Source organism: Pseudomonas sp. GW823-FHT06E10, assembly GCF_058794995.1.
This window is the reverse complement of sequence record NZ_JBXAHJ010000005.1, coordinates 120,132-138,109: the sequence shown is the minus strand read 5'-3', so window position 1 is coordinate 138,109 and position 17,978 is coordinate 120,132. Positions and strand designations below refer to the sequence as shown.

The window sequence follows — 17,978 nt, the reverse complement described above, 5'->3', positions numbered from 1 at the left end:
GTGTGGCAACTGGCCTCTTCGCGAGCAAGCCCGCTCCCACAGTGTTCGAGGTTGCCCGCGATTGTGTGTTCGCAGCAGATCCCTGTGGGAGCGGGCTTGCCCGCGAAGAGGCCGGGTTTGGCAGCGACTATGCAGCTGAACGCCACAAATACGTGCAACTCTTGCAAGCCAATTCTGCGCATCGCCCGATTTTGGTGCTGTACTGCCTCAGGCAACCGAGGAAAGCGCCAGCATTGCTGGATGGCATAAGTCTTGCGCGCTTTCCAATACGCTCAAGGCTCGCAGGAGGCACGCCGTGTCGATTCATGTCGCATTGCACCACGTCACGCATTACCGCTATGACCGCGCTGTCGAACTCGGCCCGCAGATCGTTCGCCTGCGTCCCGCCGCCCACAGCCGCACGCGGATTCTGTCCTATGCGTTGAAAGTCTCCCCCGAACAGCACTTCATCAACTGGCAGCAAGACCCTCAGGGCAATTACCTGGCGCGGCTGGTGTTCCCGGAAAAAACCGAAGAGTTGCGAATCGAAGTCGATCTGCTGGCCGAAATGGCGATCTTCAATCCGTTCGACTTCTTCCTCGAACCCTACGCGGAAAAAATCCCCTTCACCTATGCCGCGGATGAGCGCAAGGAGCTGGCGCCGTACCTGGAAACCCTGCCCCTGACGCCGAAGTTCAAGGCCTACCTGGACGGCATCGACCGCACACCGTCACCCACCGTGGACTTTCTCGTCGCGCTCAACCAGCGTTTGAGCGAAGACATCGACTACCTGATCCGCATGGAGCCCGGCGTACAAACACCTGAGCACACCCTCGACCAGGCCTCCGGTTCGTGCCGCGACTCCGCCTGGTTGCTGGTGCAACTGCTGCGCAACCTGGGGCTGGCGGCGCGTTTTGTGTCGGGCTACCTGATCCAGCTGACCGCCGACGTCAAAAGTCTCGACGGTCCGTCCGGCACCGACGTGGATTTCACCGACCTGCACGCCTGGTGCGAGGTGTACCTGCCCGGCGCCGGCTGGATCGGCCTGGATGCGACCTCCGGACTGTTTGCCGGTGAAGGACATATTCCATTGGCCTGTAGTCCCGATCCGTCCTCTGCGGCGCCGATCAGTGGTTTGGTGGAACCCTGCGAGTGCGAATTCAGCCACGAAATGTCCGTGGAGCGGATTTGGGAAGCACCACGGGTCACCAAGCCCTACAGCGACGATCAGTGGCTGGCGATCCAGGCCCTGGGCCGACGGATCGATGCCGACTTGCTGGAAGGCGATGTACGCCTGACCATGGGCGGCGAGCCGACCTTTGTTTCCATCGATGACCCGGACGGCGCCGAGTGGAATACCGCGGCGCTGGGGCCGGATAAACGACGGTTGTCCGCCGAACTGTTCCAGCGCATGCGCAAGCACTACGCGCCCCAGGGGCTGGTGCATTTCGGGCAGGGCAAGTGGTATCCCGGCGAGCAACTGCCGCGCTGGTCGCTCAATTGCTACTGGCGCCGTGACGGCGTACCGATCTGGCACAACAGCGCGCTGATCGCCGACGAGCAGGAGGATTATGGCGCCGACGGTGCGCTTGCCGGGCGTTTTCTGGCGAGTGTCGCCGAACGCTTGAAGATTCCGACACGCTTTGTGTTCCCAGCCTACGAAGACAATTTCTATTACCTCTGGCGCGAAGGCATGTTGCCGCAAAACGTCAGCGCCGAAGACTCACGCCTGGAAGAGCCATTGGAGCGTGCGCGTCTGCGCAAGGTCTTCAGTCAAGGCCTGGACAAGGTCATCGGCCAGGTTCTGCCGCTGGCGCGCACCGCCAAGGGCGACCAGTGGCAGAGCGGGCGCTGGTATCTGCGTGACGGGCACTGCCGTCTGGTGCCGGGGGATTCTCCACTCGGTTATCGCTTGCCGCTGGGTTCGCAGCCTTGGGTGAAGGCGGCGGAGTATCCGTTCATTTATCCGCAGGACCCGAATCAGGATTTCCCGCCGCTGCTCGACACAGGGCAGCATCAGAGCCAAGGCGCAGCCGTCGCAGAAGACCGTGCGCCAAACATCGACGAATCCGCCGACTGGCTGACCCGCACGGCGCTCTGTGCCGAGGCGCGGGAAGGCCGTTTGTATCTGTTCATGCCGCCGCTGGAACGGGTCGAGGATTACCTCGAGCTGGTCGCAGCCATCGAAGCCACCGCGCAAGAGCTGATGTGCCCGGTGTTGCTGGAAGGCTATGAACCGCCGAGCGATCCTCGCCTGAGCAACTTGCGCATCACTCCGGATCCGGGGGTGATCGAGGTCAACGTGCAGCCGTCCGCGACCTGGGATGAGTTGGTCGAGCGCACCGAATTCCTCTACGAACAAGCGCGCCAGACTCGGCTGACCACTGAAAAATTCATGATCGATGGCCGGCATACCGGCACGGGCGGTGGTAACCATTTCGTGCTGGGTGGCGCGACACCGGGGGACTCGCCGTTTCTGCGTCGCCCGGATCTGCTGCGCAGCCTGATCAGCTACTGGCATAACCATCCGTCGCTGTCCTACCTGTTTTCCGGATTGTTCATCGGCCCGACGTCCCAGGCGCCGCGGGTCGATGAGGCGCGCAACGATGCCTTGTACGAGCTGGAAATCGCCTTCGCGCAGATGCCTGAAGCGGGTGAGGAGTGCCCGCCATGGCTGGTGGATCGACTGCTGCGCAACCTGCTGATCGATGTAACCGGCAACACCCACCGCGCCGAGTTCTGCATCGACAAACTCTATTCGCCGGACGGTGCCACCGGGCGCCTCGGATTGCTGGAGCTACGTGCGTTCGAGATGCCGCCCCATGCGCGCATGAGCCTGGCGCAACAATTGTTGCTGCGGGCGCTGGTTGCGCGGTTCTGGCGCGAGCCCTATGCGCCGCCGAAACTGGCGCGCTGGGGCACGGAGCTGCACGATCGCTTCCTGTTGCCGCACTTTATCGAGCAAGACTTCGCCGATGTCATCGTCGATCTCAACGCCGCGGGTTATCCGGTGCGGGCCGAATGGTTCGCCGCGCATCTGGAATTCCGTTTCCCCAAGGTTGGCGACTACGCCGTCAGCGGCATTGCGCTGGAACTGCGCCAGGCGCTCGAGCCCTGGCACGTGCTGGGCGAAGAGGGCGCCATGGGCGGTACGGTGCGCTACGTGGATTCGTCACTGGAGCGTTTGCAGGTCAAGCTCAGCGGCTTGCCGCCCCAGCGATATCTGCTGACCTGCAACGGCATTCCGGTGCCATTGCAGCCCACCGGGCGTGTAGGCGAATTCGTCGCGGGCGTGAGATTCCGTGCCTGGCAACCGGCTAACTGCCTGCAACCGACCATTGCGGTCCACGCGCCCCTGGTGTTCGACCTGCTCGACACCTGGATGCAGCGCTCGCTGGGCGGTTGCCAGTACCACGTCGCCCATCCGGGCGGGCGCAACTACGACAGTTTGCCGGTGAATGCCAACGAAGCGGAGAGCCGGCGAATGGCGCGCTTCTTTCGCCTCGGACACACGCCGGGAAAGTTTCCTGTACCCAATCTGGAAATCAGCGACGAGTTGCCGATGACACTCGATTTGCGACGTTTCTAAACCGTACGCGACGCTCGGGTTTTTCGTATATCCGGGCGTCACGAGCCTGCGTTAGTCTGACCGTTCATTGCTGTCTGCCGAGCTTTCCATGCCTGACCTGCTAGACCGCTACCCGCTGACGGCGGGCCCCTATCACGAACTGCTCGACGACAGTGGCGCCGTGCGCCCGCACTGGCGCCGGCTGTTCGAACAGTTGCAACGCAGCACGCCGGCACAACTGGTGCAGCGTCAGGCCCTGCTGACCCGGCAGATTCAGGAAAACGGCGTTACCTATAACGTCTATGCCGACCCCAAGGGCGCGGACCGGCCGTGGGAGCTGGACCTGCTGCCCCATGTCATCGCGGCTGACGAGTGGCAACAGTTGTCGGCCGGCATCGCTCAGCGGGCGCGGTTGCTCAATGCCGTGCTGGCTGACCTTTACGGTCCGCAACGGCTGATCGCCGAAGGTCTGCTGCCCGCCGAGCTGGTGTTCGGTCACAACAACTTCCTTTGGCCCTGTCAGGGCATCAGTCCGCCTGACGGAGCCTTTCTGCATCTGTATGCCGTGGATCTGGCGCGCACACCCGATGGCCGCTGGTGGGTGACGGCGGATCGTACCCAGGCGCCTTCGGGAGCCGGGTATGCGCTGGAAAACCGCACGATTGTGTCCCGGGCCTTTCCCGAGTTGTACCGCGATCTGAAAGTGCAGCACCTGGCCGGGTTCTTCCGCACCTTGCAGGAAACCCTGGTCCGTCAGGCCCCGAGTGACGGAGACGCACCGTTGGTGGTGCTGCTGACACCGGGGCGTTTCAACGAAAGCTATTTTGAACATCTGTATCTGGCTCGTCAGCTCGGTTATCCGCTGGTGGAGGGCGGTGACCTGACGGTGCGCGATGCCACGGTCTACCTGAAGACCCTGAGTGGCCTGCGTCGGGTCCACGCGATCATGCGCCGGCTCGACGATGACTTCTGCGATCCGCTGGAGCTGCGAACCGACTCCGCCCTCGGCGTGCCTGGCCTGCTTGAGGCTGTGCGGCAGGGGCGGGTTCTGGTGGCCAACGCCCTCGGCAGCGGTGTGCTGGAATCGCCGGGTTTGTTGGGTTTTCTGCCGAAGATCAATCAATTCCTGTTTGGCGAAGAACTGATCCTGCCGTCCATCGCCACCTGGTGGTGCGGTGAAGCGCCGGTTCTGGCCCAGGCCCTGGAGAAACTTCCAGAGTTGCTGATCAAGCCGGCGTTTCCGTCCCAGAGCTTTGCACCGGTATTTGGCCGTGATTTGAGTGATAAACAGCGCAAGGAGCTCGCAGAGCGCATGCAGGCGCGTCCTTATGCCTATGTGGCGCAAGAACTTGCGCAATTGTCCCAGGCGCCGATCTGGCAAGCCGAAGACGGCCAACTGCAACCCCGTGCCATCGGCATGCGCGTGTATGCAGTGGCCAGCCGCGAGGGATATCGGGTACTACCCGGTGGCTTGACCCGGGTCGCCGCCCAAGCCGATGCCGAAGTGGTGTCGATGCAGCGCGGCGGCGCCAGTAAAGACACCTGGGTGCTGGGCGATCGTGCGCCTAGCGGCGAACAATGGAAGGCCCAACGCAACATCGGTGTGCATGACCTGGTGCGGCGCGATCCGTACTTGCCGTCGCGGGTGGTGGAAAACCTGTTCTGGTTTGGTCGTTACAGCGAACGTTGCGACGACAGTGCCCGTTTGCTGCGCATCATGCTGGCGCGCTATGTCGATGGCGACGACCCGCAAGCCCTGCAGGCAGCGGTGGACCTCGGCGAGCGGCTGATGCTGTTGCCCGATGAGGGCGAGTTGCCGGAACGCCTGTTGGCGGCGCTGCTCGGCGATGACTGGCCGTTCAGTCTGCGTTCCAACCTGCAACGCTTGCAGTGGGCTGCTTCGCAGGTGCGCGGCAAGCTCTCGCGGGAAAACTGGCAGGCGCTGGTGGAGTTGCAGCGCGAAGCCATGGAGCTGGAAACCGAAGAGCCGGATTTCGGTGAGTTGCTGGATTTTCTCAATCGTCTGGTGATGTCCCTGGCGGCGCTGTCCGGCTTTGCCCTGGACGACATGACCCGGGATGAAGGCTGGCGTTTCCTGATGATTGGTCGGCGAATCGAACGCCTGCAATTTCTCAGCGGCAGCCTGGCGGCGTTCCTGCGGGGCGCCGGGGCTTTCGATCAGGCCGGGCTGGAGTGGTTGCTGGAACTGGGCAACAGCAGCATCACTTACCGTTCTCGATACCTGGCGGTGGCGCAGCTGATCCCGGTGCTCGACCTGCTATTGCTAGACGAGCAGAACCCTCACGCCGTGTTGTTCCAGTTGAAGCTGGTGACCCGCACCCTCAAGCGCCTCAATGATGACTTTGGCGTGCCGCGCGAAGCCGCACTGCCGCAATTGGTCGAGCGTCTGGCGCGATTCGATCTGGGCTGCCTGGAAAACCCGCTGTTCGGCGACGCGAGTGTTCGCGCTGCCATCGAGGGGCTGGCCGCGCTGCTGCAAGAGATCGCCGACGCCAGCGGGCAGGTTTCCGATCGCCTGGCGCTGCGGCATTTCGCCCATGTCGATGATGTCAGCCAGCGCACGGTGTCCGTCTGATGAGCGCTCACTACCAGATTTTCCACGACACCCATTATCACTACGACAGCCCGGTGTCCCTGGCCCAGCAACTGGCGCATTTGTGGCCGCGGCCTTGCGTGTGGCAGCGCTGCACGGCTCAGCAGTTGCAGATCAGCCCTGACCCCACTTCGCGCCGCGATGAGCTGGATGTGTTCGGCAATCCGCTGACCCGGCTGGCGTTTGAACGTCCTCATGATGAGCTGCTGGTCAATGCCAGCCTCACGATCGAGGTACTTCCCCGGCCCGTGCTGGACTTCAATCTTTCACCCGCATGGGAAGACACCCGTAGCGCGCTGACTTACAGCAGTCAGCCACTGTCGCCCGAATTGCTTGAAGCCTGCCGTTACCGCTTCGAATCACCTTACGTGCATCTAAAGCGCAACTTCGTCGAGTTTTCCGAGAGCTGCTTCCCGACGGGGCGGCCGCTGTTGCTCGGCGTTCAGGCGTTGATGGAGAAAATCTTCAGCGAATTTACCTTCGACGCCGAAGCGACCCAAGTCGCGACGCCGCTGGTAGAAGTGTTGGAGCGTCGGCGCGGGGTCTGTCAGGACTTTGCCCACCTGATGCTCGCCTGCGTACGCTCCCGGGGCTTGGCCGCGCGCTACATCAGCGGCTACCTGCTGACCCAGCCACCGCCGGGCCAGCCACGACTGATCGGCGCCGACGCCTCCCATGCCTGGGTGTCAGTGTTTTGCCCGGTGCTGGGGTGGGTGGATTTCGATCCGACCAACAATGTGCAACCGGCACTGGAGCACATCACCCTGGCCTGGGGTCGGGATTTTTCCGATGTGTCGCCGTTGCGGGGGGTGATTCTGGGGGGAGGGAACCACGACCCGGAAGTTCGCGTCACTGTGATGCCACTGGATTAACGAAGATCAACTGTGGGAGCGAGCTTGCTCGCGATAGCGGTGTGTCAGTCAATTTGATATTGGATGTGCGGCCGTCATCGCGAGCAAGCTCGCTCCCACAGGGAATTACGGTGTGTTTGGGTCATTCGATTGGCCTGTGTGGGTCGGCAGCAAAGCTGCCAACCCTTTACACAGATCCGGTGGGCCTGTTCAGATCAACCGGCCCGGAGGTTCTCAGGCGTCGGGCGCCGAGTCTTTCGGTGCATCAACATCGTCTTCTGCCGCCACTTCACCCTCAGGGTTCAGTGCCGCTTCTTCAGCTGTAGCTTTCTTGCGCTGAAGCTTTTCCTCTTTCTTCTGCTCCTTGGCCAAGTCTCTCTGACGTTTGGCGAAGGAATAATTAGGTTTAGCCATGGGCGATCCTCTGGGGTCGAAGGTGAGGTTGAGCGGCGCATATTCTGCCCTGTATCGGTGCCGAGCCGTTAGCTGGGTTTTTGCTCGGCCCATTTTGGCGCTATGGACGGTTGCCAGGCATCCAGAGCATCGAGCAGGGTTTGCGGCGATTCGCTCACTTGCAGCATGTCACGGTGCTGCCCGCGAACGAAGCCTTCGCCGACGATGTGATCAAGAAAAGACGTCAATTTGCTGTAGAAACCATTCACTTCCAGCAAACCCAGCGGTTTGCCGTGGTAGCCGAGCTGGCCCCAGGTCCAGACTTCGAACAGCTCTTCGAGGGTGCCAAGGCCGCCGGGCAGTGCGATAAAGGCATCGCTGAGCTCGGCCATCCGCGCCTTGCGCGCGTGCATGCCGTCGACGACTTCCAGGCGAGTCAGGCCGCTGTGGCCGATTTCCTTGTCTTTGAGGCTTTGCGGGATGATGCCGATCACTTCACCGCCGGCCGCCAGGGCCGCATCGGCGACGATGCCCATCAAGCCCACGGCGCCACCACCATACACCAGGGTCAGCTTGCGCTCGGCCAACGCCCGGCCAAGGGCCACGGCTGCTTCGCGGTAAGCCGGGTTGGTGCCGGTGCTGGCACCACAAAATACACAAACGGATGTTAAAGACATGCCTTGCTCCTTGGTCGATCAGGGCCACAGAGTAAAGGCAGGCGCGCGGCACTCCAAGGGCTAGACTTGGTGTTCCGGGGTTTCGTACGTGCCGCTGGCGCCGCAGGCGTAGGCGGCCAGCAAACTGCACAACAAGCTGTTGATCGACATGACAGACATTCCATTTGAAGGGGGACGGCCTGATGATAGGCCCGGACCAGACACTTGGCCGGTAGATATTTCGCATCGGTGCCATAGCGCGAAAGTTGTATACAATTTTTGATTCAAGTCATATGAACTTGCGAAGTTTTCAGGCAGTCTTCTGTTTATTCGCGATTTCCTTAACCCTGCCTTGGAGATTCACCATGTTTGCCAAACTTGTTGCGGTATCCCTGTTGACACTGGCCAGCAGCCAATTGATGGCTGCAGAGTGCAAAGTCACCGTCGACTCCACCGACCAGATGTCTTTCGACACGAAGGCCATTGAAATCGACAAGAGCTGCAAGACGTTTACCGTGGAACTCAAGCATTCCGGCAGCTTGCCGAAGAACGTCATGGGCCATAACTGGGTGCTGAGTAAAGAAGCCGACATGCAGCCGATCGCCACCGACGGCCTGAGCGCCGGCATCGACAAGAACTACCTGAAGGAAGGCGACGCCCGCGTGATCGCCCACACCAAGATCATCGGCGCCAAGGAAACCGATTCGGTGACCTTCGATGTGTCCAAGCTCGATGCCAATGAAAAATACGGTTTCTTCTGCTCGTTCCCGGGCCACATCTCGATGATGAAAGGCACCGTGACCCTGAAGTAAGACTGACCACCGCGTTATCGTTCATCGCGGGCAAGCCACGCTCCCACAGGGCCACCACCGTACCTGTGGGAGCGGGCTTGCTCGCGAAGGGGCCAGAAGCATCAACGCATGTTTTGGCTAAAGAAAAGCCCGCTGGGGATCACTCCTCAGCGGGCTTTTTCATTCACTCACGCCTCAAGGCGCAAACGGCATCACCCGCTTGTGATGGGTCTTGTTGTAGGTGTCGCAAATGATCCTGAACGCTTCCTCGCGCACCGGGTTGCCGTGCAGGAACGCATCGATCTCGGCATAGGTCACGCCGTGGGACGCTTCGTCCGGTTTGCCGGGCGACAGGTCCTCCAGATCGGCGGTCGGGACTTTCTCCACCAGCGACTCCGGCGCGCCGAAGCTGCGGGCGATGGCGCGGACCTGATTTTTCACCAGGCCACTCAGTGGCGCCAGGTCGCAGGCGCCGTCACCGAACTTGGTGAAGAAACCCATCACCGCTTCCGCCGCGTGATCGGTGCCGATCACCAGGCCATGGGCCGCGCCGGCGATGGTGTACTGGGCGACCATGCGCATGCGCGCCTTGGTGTTGCCGAGCACGAAGTCCACCGACACCGCATGTTTGCCTTCGAAGGCCGCCACTTCATTGGCCAGGGATTTGACCGCCGGACCGATGTTCACGGTGTGGCGCTCGTCCGGCTTGATGAAATCCACTGAAGCCTGGGCGTCGTGTTCATCGAACTGGGTTTCGTAGGGCAGGCGCACGGCGATGAATTTGTAGGCGGCATCACCGCTGCGCTGGCGCAGTTCACGGACGGCCCGTTGGGCGAGCAGGCCGGCGGTGAGGGAGTCGACACCACCACTGATGCCCAGTACCAGGGTCTTGAGCCCGGAATTGACCAGGCAGTCCTGAATGAAGGTCACCCGCCGGGCGACTTCGGCCTCAAGGGCGGCTTCGTCGGCGAATGGCGGCTGGACCTTGAGCTGTTCAGCAATCTCACGCTGTACGGCTTGCATGAATTCACTCCTTGCTTGATGTACTTGAAAGGGCGGCAGGAACCTGGAAAACGTGTCGCAAGTAAGCGACGAAATTCGGGTCTTTGCAGTGCGTCTTGCCTGGCTCGTCGGAGATCTTCGCCACCGGCTGGCCGTTGCAGGCGGTCATTTTAAGCACGATGCTCATCGGTTCGACACCCGGAATATCACACGTCAGGTTGGTGCCGATGCCGAAGCTGACATTGATCCGACCGCGCAGCGCCCGGAATATCTCCAGAGCCTTGGGCAGGGTCAGGCTGTCGGAGAAAGTCAGCGTCTTGCTCATCGGGTCGATGCCGAGCCTGTGATAGTGGGCGATGGCTTTTTCCGCCCAAACCACCGGATCGCCTGAGTCGTGGCGCAAACCGTCGAAAAGCTTGGCGAAAAACAGATCGAAATCGCCGAGGAAGGCATCAATGGTGATGCAGTCGGTCAGGGCAATCCCCAGCAGGCCACGGTATTCACGGACCCAGCAATCGAGTGCGGCGATCTGGCTGTCGATCAGCCGCGGGCCAAGTTGCTGGTGCGCCATGATCCATTCGTGGGCCATGGTGCCCAGGGGTTTCATGTCCAGCTCCCGGGACAGGTGAACGTTGCTGGTGCCGACGAAGCGTCCGGGGAAATCGTGCTTGAGCACATTCACCACTTCTTCCTGCACGCGGTAGGAAAAGCGACGACGGGTGCCGAAATCGGCCACCTGCAATTCGGACAATTCGTCGCTGCTGGCGTTGGCGCTCAGCCAGTCGAACTTGCGGTAGAGCTGCTCGCGGGCCTGTTCCAGCACGACTTCGCGGTAGCGATAGCGGTTGCGCACTTCGCTGACCAGCGCCAGCAGCGGCACTTCGAACAGGATCACATGCAGCCAGGGGCCCCGCAGGCGGATAAACAGTTCACCGTTTTCGAGGCCGGTGTGGATGTAACGCAGGTTGAAGCGAAACAACCCGAGAAAGCGCAGGAAGTCCGGCTTCAGGAAGCTGATGCGTTCCAGAAAGCTCAACTGGTCGGCGCTCAGGCTCAGTTCGGCCAGGCGCTCGATCTGGAATCGGATTTCCGCCAGGTACGGGCGCAAGTCCTCGCTGTTACGGCAACGAAACTCCCATTCGACTTCGACGTTCGGGTAGTTGTGCAGCACCGCCTGCATCATCGTCAGCTTGTAGAAGTCGGTGTCGAGCAGGTTCTGCACGATGCGATCGGCAAACACACTCTCGCTCATAACGGGAATCTCCGGCGTTGCAGCGGTATTGATCAGTGGCGCTAGTGGCGCATATCACTGGGCAGGATTGCCAGCAGTTTTTTGACCGCTGCAATTCCCCTGTGGGAGCCAGCTTGCTCGCGATAGCAACCTGTCAGGCGATATAAATGTTGAATGTGATGACGCCATCGCGAGCAAGCTCGCTCCCACAGGGATTGTGCAAGGGTTTAATGTTGCATCACATCCGGGCTATCGATCTGCTCCAGCATCCACTTCACAAAGTCCCGCACCTTGGGGACTTCCGCCGAATGTTCCGGGTACGCCAGGTAGTATGCGTCGGTGCTGGGCATTGCATGCTGCCAGGGAATGACCAGCTTGCCGTCGGCCAGTTCCTCTTCCACCAGAAAACGGGGTAACAGCGCCACGCCGCAGCCGACCTGGGCGGCGCGGATGCACATGTAAAAGGTTTCGAAGCGCGGTCCGTGGTAGCTGTGCTCGGTGTGGTAGCCCTGATGGTCGAACCAGTCATGCCAGGCCTGGGGGCGGGAAGCGTTTTGCAGCAGGACCAGGTCAGTCAGTTGTGTCGGATCGGTAAACGGTGCGTCCGGCAGGCTGCCCGGGGCGCACACCGGCACCAGCTCTTCGCCGAACAGCTTCAGGCATTCGGTGCCGGGCCGTGAGCCCTGGCCGAAGTAGAACGCCAGGTCGCTGCGACCTTGCAGCAGGTCGTCGGCTTCCTGCTCGCTGCACAGGTCCAGGTGGATCGACGGATGCCGCAGGCGCCAGCCTTTCAGGCGCGGCACCAGCCAGCGTGCACCGAAAGTGGGGGGCGTCGAAACCCGCAGGACTTCCGTTTCGCCACCGTAGGAACGCAGGTAATGGGTCGACATCTCGACCTGCGTGAGGATTTTTCGCACCTCAACCAGGTACAGATCGCCAGCCGGCGTCATCTGCAGGCGGCGGCGCACCCGGCGAAACAGCAGGTGCTGCAACAGCTCTTCGAGTTGCGCGACCTGTTTGCTCACGGCGCTTTGGGTCAGGTTCAACTCTTCGGCGGCCCGGGTGAAGCTCAAATGCCGGGTGACGGCCTCGAAGCACTGCAATGCAGCGATCGATGGCAAGTAGCGTTTATTCAGCATGGGCGGTCCTTGGTTCTTGTTTCTTATTGCCAGCAATGCACAGCATGAATAAACGGAATGATATCTCTCTTAAAGGTCGTTTGTTGAGTAACCTCCGGGCAGCTAAAACTACAGGTCTGATCAGCCGTGATTTTCCGGCTGCACGTGTTCTGTCTTTTGCTTGAGGAGTGACCCATGGTTGCCGCATTGCTTGATCGTCTAGGTGTGAACCCGGCCCTGTACCAGAACGGCAAAGTGCCGGTGCATTCGCCGATCGATGGCAGCAGGATCGCCGCCGTCAACTGGGAAGGCGCTGCTGAAGTCGAGCAACACATCAGTCGCGCAGATCATGCGTTCGAACTGTGGCGCAAGGTTCCGGCACCGCGCCGTGGCGAGCTGGTGCGGCAACTGGGTGACATCCTGCGTGAATACAAGGCCGACCTCGGCGAGCTGGTGTCCTGGGAGGCCGGCAAGATCACCCAGGAAGGCCTGGGTGAAGTTCAGGAAATGATCGACATCTGCGACTTCGCCGTCGGCCTGTCCCGTCAGTTGTACGGTCTGACCATCGCCTCCGAGCGTCCTGGCCACCACATGCGCGAAACCTGGCATCCGCTGGGCGTTGTCGGGGTGATCAGTGCGTTCAACTTCCCGGTCGCAGTCTGGGCCTGGAACGCCACGCTGGCGCTGGTCTGCGGCAACCCGGTGATCTGGAAGCCGTCGGAAAAGACGCCACTGACAGCACTGGCTTGCCAGGCGCTGTTCGATCGCGTGCTGAAAAACTTCAGCGATGCGCCACCGCACCTGAGCCAGGTGATTATTGGCGGTCGTGATGCCGGCGAAGCCTTGGTCGATGATCCGCGTGTCGCGCTGGTCAGCGCCACTGGCAGCACCCGCATGGGCCGTGAAGTGGCGCCGAAAATCGCCGCGCGTTTTGCCCGCAGCATCCTCGAACTGGGCGGCAACAACGCGATGATCCTCGGCCCAAGCGCCGATCTGGACATGGCCGTTCGCGCGATTCTGTTCAGCGCCGTCGGCACCGCCGGTCAGCGTTGCACCACGTTGCGTCGCCTGATTGCCCATGAATCGGTGAAAGAAGAAATCGTCACTCGCCTGAAAGCCGCTTACTCCAAAGTGCGTATCGGCAACCCACTGGAAGGCAATTTGATTGGTCCGCTGATCGACAAGCACAGCTTCGAAAACATGCAGGACGCTCTGGAGCAGGCCTTGAGTGAGGGTGGCCGGGTGTTTGGCGGTGAGCGTCAGCTGCAAGACAAGTTCCCGAATGCCTATTACGTGTCGCCGGCTATCGTCGAAATGCCGGAGCAAAGCGATGTGGTCTGCCACGAAACCTTCGCTCCAATCCTGTACGTGGTCGGCTACAGCGATTTCCAGGAAGCCCTGCGCCTGAACAACGCCGTGCCACAAGGCCTGTCCTCCTGCATCTTCACCACCGACGTGCGTGAAGCCGAGCAGTTCATGTCGGCGGTAGGCAGCGACTGCGGCATTGCCAACGTCAACATCGGCCCGAGCGGCGCGGAAATCGGCGGCGCGTTTGGTGGCGAGAAAGAAACCGGCGGCGGTCGTGAGTCCGGTTCCGATGCATGGCGCGGCTACATGCGCCGCCAGACCAACACCGTGAACTATTCGCTGGAGTTGCCGTTGGCGCAGGGCATCACGTTCGATTGACAGGTGCCTTCCTGTAGGAGCGAGCTTGCTCGCGATGGACGTCAACGATAACGCGTGTTTGCTGCATAACCGTGTTGCCCTGACGTTTTTCGCGAGCAAGCCCGCTCCCACATTTGAAGTATGTGTTTGTTAGGTTTCTGCTTGGAGTCTGGCAATGCCGTTACGCGAAGAGTGTCTGTGGGAAAAACTGACGCCGCAAAGGCCGGACAATTCGGCCCTCAAGGGTGAGGTCACGGTGGATGTCTGCGTCATCGGCGCCGGGTTTACCGGTTTGTCGGCGGCGGTGCATCTGCTGGAGCAAGGTAAAACAGTCTGTGTGCTGGAAGCCCATCGCGCGGGTCACGGTGGCTCAGGGCGCAACGTCGGGTTGGTCAATGCCGGGATGTGGATTCCCCCGGACGAGATCGAAGCCGGGTTTGGCGAGGCGGTTGGCAGCCAGCTCAACCGCATGCTGGGGGCGGCGCCTTCCCTGGTGTTCAGCCTTGTGGACAAGTACAACATCGATTGCCAGTTGCGCCGCGAAGGCACGCTGCACATGGCGCATAACGCCCGTGGCGAGGCCGACTTGCGCAGTCGTGAAGAACAATGGAAACGTCGCGGTGCGCCCGTAGAGCTGCTCACCGGTCAGGCCTGCGAGCAAGCCACCGGCACGAAAAAGATCGCCGCGGCATTGCTCGATCGCCGCGCCGGCACACTCAACCCGATGGCCTACACCACGGGGCTGGCCAAAGCGGCCATCGACCTGGGCGGTCAATTGTTCGATCATTCCCCGGTCACCCGACTCGAACGTCAGGGGCAGCGCTGGTCAGTGCAAACCGCCCAGGGTTCGGTCATGGCCGAGAAAGTGGTGATTGCCTCCAATGCCTACACCGAAGGCGACTGGACGGAGCTGCGGCGCAATTTCTTCCCCGGTTATTACTATCAAGTGGCCTCGGTCCCGCTGACCGAAGAAGCCGCCCGACAAATTCTGCCCGGTGGCCAGGGTTCCTGGGACACCCGCCAGGTGCTCAGCAGTATCCGTCGAGACAAAGACGGTCGCCTGCTGCTTGGCAGTCTCGGTAATGGCAATCAGAAACCGGCCTGGTTCCTCAAGGCCTGGGCCGACCGCGTGCAGCAGCACTATTTCCCGTACCTCAAACCGGTGGAATGGGAGTGCACCTGGACCGGTTGCATCGCCTTCACCCCCGATCATTTGATGCGCCTGTTCGAGCCAGCGCCCGGTTTGGTGGCAGTCACCGGTTACAACGGCCGGGGCGTGACCACGGGCACGGTGGTCGGCAAGGCCTTTGCCGATTACCTGTGTAACGGAAATCCTCAAGCGCTACCGATTCCTTTTGCACCCATGCAGCCATTGGCCGGGGTGGGGTTGCGCAGCTGTCTGTATGAGGCGGGATTCTCGCTGTATCACGCAGGCCAGTGCCTGCGGATCGTGATCTGAATGTTGATTTTTGCAGTGGGAGGCGGCGCTTTTTCGATCTGCGGCTAGCCTGTAGTGGTGCGGGTTGTAGCAGTCCCGCACCAGCAGTGTGCACTTCGGTGACGCACGTTGTTACAGGCTGGTTGCACGTTGTTTAAAGCCGCGGTTGCAATGATGGCGCAGTCGGGTTGCGCCTCAAATAAAAAATGGTTTTACCTTCCGCGGTTTAGACGGTTGCACGCCCAATGAAAATGGGACCGAAACAGTCGAAATAACAAGAAAGCAGCGACTTTTTTCAGAATAAAAAACCGATGGCACGGCCCTTGCTCTGAGCATTCAGTGAAGTCGCAGTGCCAATTAAAAAAACCATGGAGCACCACCTCATGTCCCAGACGTTTTACAAGAAAGGCTTTCTGGCCCTCGCAGTGGCAACTGCGCTGGGTGTTTCTGCGTTTGCTCAGGCTGACATCAAGATCGGCGTAGCGGGACCAATGACGGGCGCCAACGCGGCATTTGGCGAACAGTACATGAAGGGTGCACAGGCCGCGGCCGATGCGGTCAACGCGGCTGGCGGGGTTAACGGGGAAAAAATCGTACTGGTCAAGGGCGATGACGCCTGCGAACCGAAACAGGCTGTGACGGTCGCCAAGGACCTGACCAACCAGAAAGTCGCCGGCGTAGTCGGTCACTTCTGCTCCTCCTCGACCATTCCGGCCTCCGAGATCTACGACGAAGCGGGCATCATCGCCATCACCCCGGGTTCCACCAACCCGGCCGTTACCGAGCGCGGCCTGAGCGCCATGTTCCGTATGTGCGGGCGTGACGACCAGCAAGGCATCGTGGCCGGCGACTACATCGTCGACGTGCTCAAGGGCAAGAAAGTTGTCGTGCTGCACGACAAGGACACCTACGGCCAGGGCCTGGCGGATGCTACCAAGGCTCAACTGGTCAAGCGCGGCGTAACGCCTGTGCTGTATGAAGGCCTGACCCGTGGCGAGAAAGACTTCAGCACCATCGTGACCAAGATCCGCGGCGCCGGCGCTGACGTCGTCTACTTCGGTGGTCTGCACCCGGAAGCCGGTCCTCTGGTGCGTCAACTGCGTGAACAAGGCCTCAAGGACGTCAAGTTCATGTCCGACGACGGCATCGTGACCGACGAACTGGTGACCACCGCTGGCGGCCCGCAATTCGTTGACGGCGTGCTGATGACCTTCGGCGCCGACCCACGCCTGCTGCCAGACAGCAAGACCGTTGTAGACGCCTTCCGCAAGGCCGGTACCGAGCCTGAAGGCTACACCCTGTACGCCTACGCTTCGGTCCAGACCCTGGCAGCAGCCTTCAACGGCGCCAAGTCCAACAAGGGCGAAGAAGCGGCTGCATGGCTGAAGAAGAACCCGGTCAAGACCGTCATGGGCGAGAAGACCTGGGACAGCAAGGGCGACCTGAAAATCTCCGACTACGTGGTTTACCAGTGGGACAAGGATGGCAAATACCACCAGCTGGAAAAACAGAAGTAAGGGCTGACTCAATTGGGTGAACCCCACGGTTCCCCTGTGGGAGCGAGCTTGCTCGCGATGACGGACTGGCAGGCAACTCATTCGTTGAATGTTAAACCGCAATCGCGAGCAAGCTCGCTCCTACAGGGGGCCGTGGTGGCCTGCCTGATCGTGGCTGACATTGCTCCGACGTATATCTGTATTTTCCTTAGAGGAACCGCACAGCCACATGTGCAGGTTCTCATTGCGTGAGATTGCGTTATGGATGGTATTTTCCTGCAGCAACTGGTCAACGGCCTGACCCTCGGGTCGGTCTATGGCCTGATCGCCATCGGCTACACAATGGTCTATGGCATCATCGGCATGATCAACTTCGCCCACGGCGAGGTTTACATGATTTCCGCTTACCTCGCGGCAATCAGTCTGGCTCTGCTGGCTTACTTCGGTATCGAATCTTTCCCGCTGCTGATGCTTGGCACACTGATCTTCACCATCGTCGTCACGGCGGTGTATGGCTGGGTCATCGAGCGTGTCGCCTACAAACCCCTGCGTAACTCCACTCGACTCGCACCGCTGATCAGTGCGATCGGTATCTCTCTGATCCTGCAAAACTACGCACAGATCTCCCAGGGCGCGAAGCAACAAGGCGTTCCGACTTTGCTCTCGGGTGCCTGGCGCGTTGATATCGGTACCGGTTTCGTTCAGTTGACCTACACCAAGGTCTTCATTCTGGTCGCAGCGTTCGTCGGGATGGGCCTGCTGACCTACGTCATCAAGTACACCAAGCTCGGCCGCATGTGCCGTGCAACCCAGCAAGACCGCAAGATGGCTTCGATCCTGGGGATCAACACCGATCGGGTGATTTCCTACGTGTTCATCATCGGTGCAGCGATGGCGGCCCTGGCCGGCGTGCTGATCACCATGAACTACGGCACATTCGACTTCTATGCCGGCTTCATCATCGGGATCAAGGCGTTCACTGCCGCGGTGCTCGGCGGGATTGGTTCACTGCCCGGCGCGATGCTCGGCGGGATCATTCTCGGGATTTCCGAGTCGCTGTTTTCCGGTCTGGTGAACTCGGACTACAAAGACGTTTTCAGCTTCTCGCTGCTCGTTCTCGTTCTGGTCTTTCGGCCCCAAGGCCTGCTCGGCCGTCCTCTTGTGTCGAAGGTGTAA

At 60.8% G+C, this 17,978-nt stretch carries 13 protein-coding genes; 8 read left to right on the top strand and 5 right to left on the bottom strand.

The window, feature by feature from the left end; all coding sequences use genetic code 11:
• Positions 1 to 295 precede the first annotated feature (295 nt).
• From AC1Q6Y_RS10320 to AC1Q6Y_RS10310, 3 genes are all read left to right on the top strand, one after another.
• Positions 296 to 3,568: a transglutaminase family protein gene (locus tag AC1Q6Y_RS10320; protein WP_492624513.1), complete on the top strand. Its 3,273-nt coding sequence runs from the start codon at positions 296 to 298 to the stop codon at positions 3,566 to 3,568.
• Between the two features lie 88 nt (positions 3,569 to 3,656).
• A complete protein-coding gene (locus tag AC1Q6Y_RS10315; protein ID WP_492624512.1) occupies positions 3,657 to 6,143 on the top strand; it encodes a circularly permuted type 2 ATP-grasp protein in 2,487 nt (828 codons plus the stop codon).
• Positions 6,143 to 7,033, top strand: coding sequence for a transglutaminase family protein (locus AC1Q6Y_RS10310; protein WP_492624511.1), 891 nt, complete (start codon positions 6,143 to 6,145; stop codon positions 7,031 to 7,033). The genes AC1Q6Y_RS10315 and AC1Q6Y_RS10310 overlap by 1 nt, the downstream gene beginning before the upstream one ends.
• 213 nt (positions 7,034 to 7,246) lie before the next feature.
• Here AC1Q6Y_RS10310 and AC1Q6Y_RS10305 read toward each other — a convergent pair whose 3' ends face one another.
• Both AC1Q6Y_RS10305 and AC1Q6Y_RS10300 read right to left on the bottom strand, forming a co-directional pair.
• On the bottom strand, positions 7,247 to 7,426 hold the full coding sequence (locus tag AC1Q6Y_RS10305) for a hypothetical protein (protein WP_007973286.1): 180 nt from the start codon (positions 7,424 to 7,426) through the stop codon (positions 7,247 to 7,249).
• Positions 7,427 to 7,494: 68 nt separating this feature from the next.
• Positions 7,495 to 8,082 carry a cytokinin riboside 5'-monophosphate phosphoribohydrolase gene (locus AC1Q6Y_RS10300; protein ID WP_057397746.1) on the bottom strand — a complete coding sequence of 196 codons (588 nt, stop codon included), beginning with the start codon at positions 8,080 to 8,082 and terminating at the stop codon, positions 7,495 to 7,497.
• Between the two features lie 344 nt (positions 8,083 to 8,426).
• On the opposite strand from AC1Q6Y_RS10300, the gene azu reads away from it, so the two are divergent.
• On the top strand, positions 8,427 to 8,873 hold the full coding sequence (azu, locus tag AC1Q6Y_RS10295; RefSeq protein WP_057712228.1) for an azurin: 447 nt from the start codon (positions 8,427 to 8,429) through the stop codon (positions 8,871 to 8,873).
• Between the two features lie 174 nt (positions 8,874 to 9,047).
• Here azu and nadE read toward each other — a convergent pair whose 3' ends face one another.
• The 3 genes from nadE to AC1Q6Y_RS10280 form a co-directional block, all read right to left on the bottom strand.
• Positions 9,048 to 9,875, bottom strand: coding sequence for an NAD(+) synthase (gene nadE, locus AC1Q6Y_RS10290; protein WP_057712227.1), 828 nt, complete (start codon positions 9,873 to 9,875; stop codon positions 9,048 to 9,050).
• Positions 9,876 to 9,879: 4 nt separating this feature from the next.
• The gene (gene pncB / locus AC1Q6Y_RS10285) at positions 9,880 to 11,106 is read right to left on the bottom strand and encodes a nicotinate phosphoribosyltransferase (RefSeq protein WP_057712226.1); all 1,227 of its coding nucleotides are present in this window, start codon (positions 11,104 to 11,106) and stop codon (positions 9,880 to 9,882) included.
• Between the two features lie 206 nt (positions 11,107 to 11,312).
• Positions 11,313 to 12,224: a LysR family transcriptional regulator gene (locus AC1Q6Y_RS10280; protein ID WP_057712225.1), complete on the bottom strand. Its 912-nt coding sequence runs from the start codon at positions 12,222 to 12,224 to the stop codon at positions 11,313 to 11,315.
• 174 nt (positions 12,225 to 12,398) lie between these two features.
• Between AC1Q6Y_RS10280 and amaB the strand changes: the two genes are divergently transcribed.
• The 4 genes from amaB (at position 12,399) to AC1Q6Y_RS10260 (ending at position 17,978) form a co-directional block, all read left to right on the top strand.
• Positions 12,399 to 13,889: an L-piperidine-6-carboxylate dehydrogenase gene (amaB, locus tag AC1Q6Y_RS10275; protein ID WP_057712224.1), complete on the top strand. Its 1,491-nt coding sequence runs from the start codon at positions 12,399 to 12,401 to the stop codon at positions 13,887 to 13,889.
• A 154-nt stretch (positions 13,890 to 14,043) separates the two neighbouring features.
• Positions 14,044 to 15,327 (top strand): L-pipecolate oxidase, encoded by a 1,284-nt coding sequence (gene amaA / locus AC1Q6Y_RS10270; protein WP_492624510.1) that lies wholly within the window; start codon positions 14,044 to 14,046, stop codon positions 15,325 to 15,327.
• A 362-nt stretch (positions 15,328 to 15,689) separates the two neighbouring features.
• Positions 15,690 to 16,823, top strand: a complete 1,134-nt coding sequence (locus AC1Q6Y_RS10265) for an ABC transporter substrate-binding protein (RefSeq protein WP_008048115.1) — start codon at positions 15,690 to 15,692, stop codon at positions 16,821 to 16,823.
• Positions 16,824 to 17,063: 240 nt separating this feature from the next.
• Positions 17,064 to 17,978 (top strand): ABC transporter permease subunit, encoded by a 915-nt coding sequence (locus AC1Q6Y_RS10260; protein ID WP_007979705.1) that lies wholly within the window; start codon positions 17,064 to 17,066, stop codon positions 17,976 to 17,978.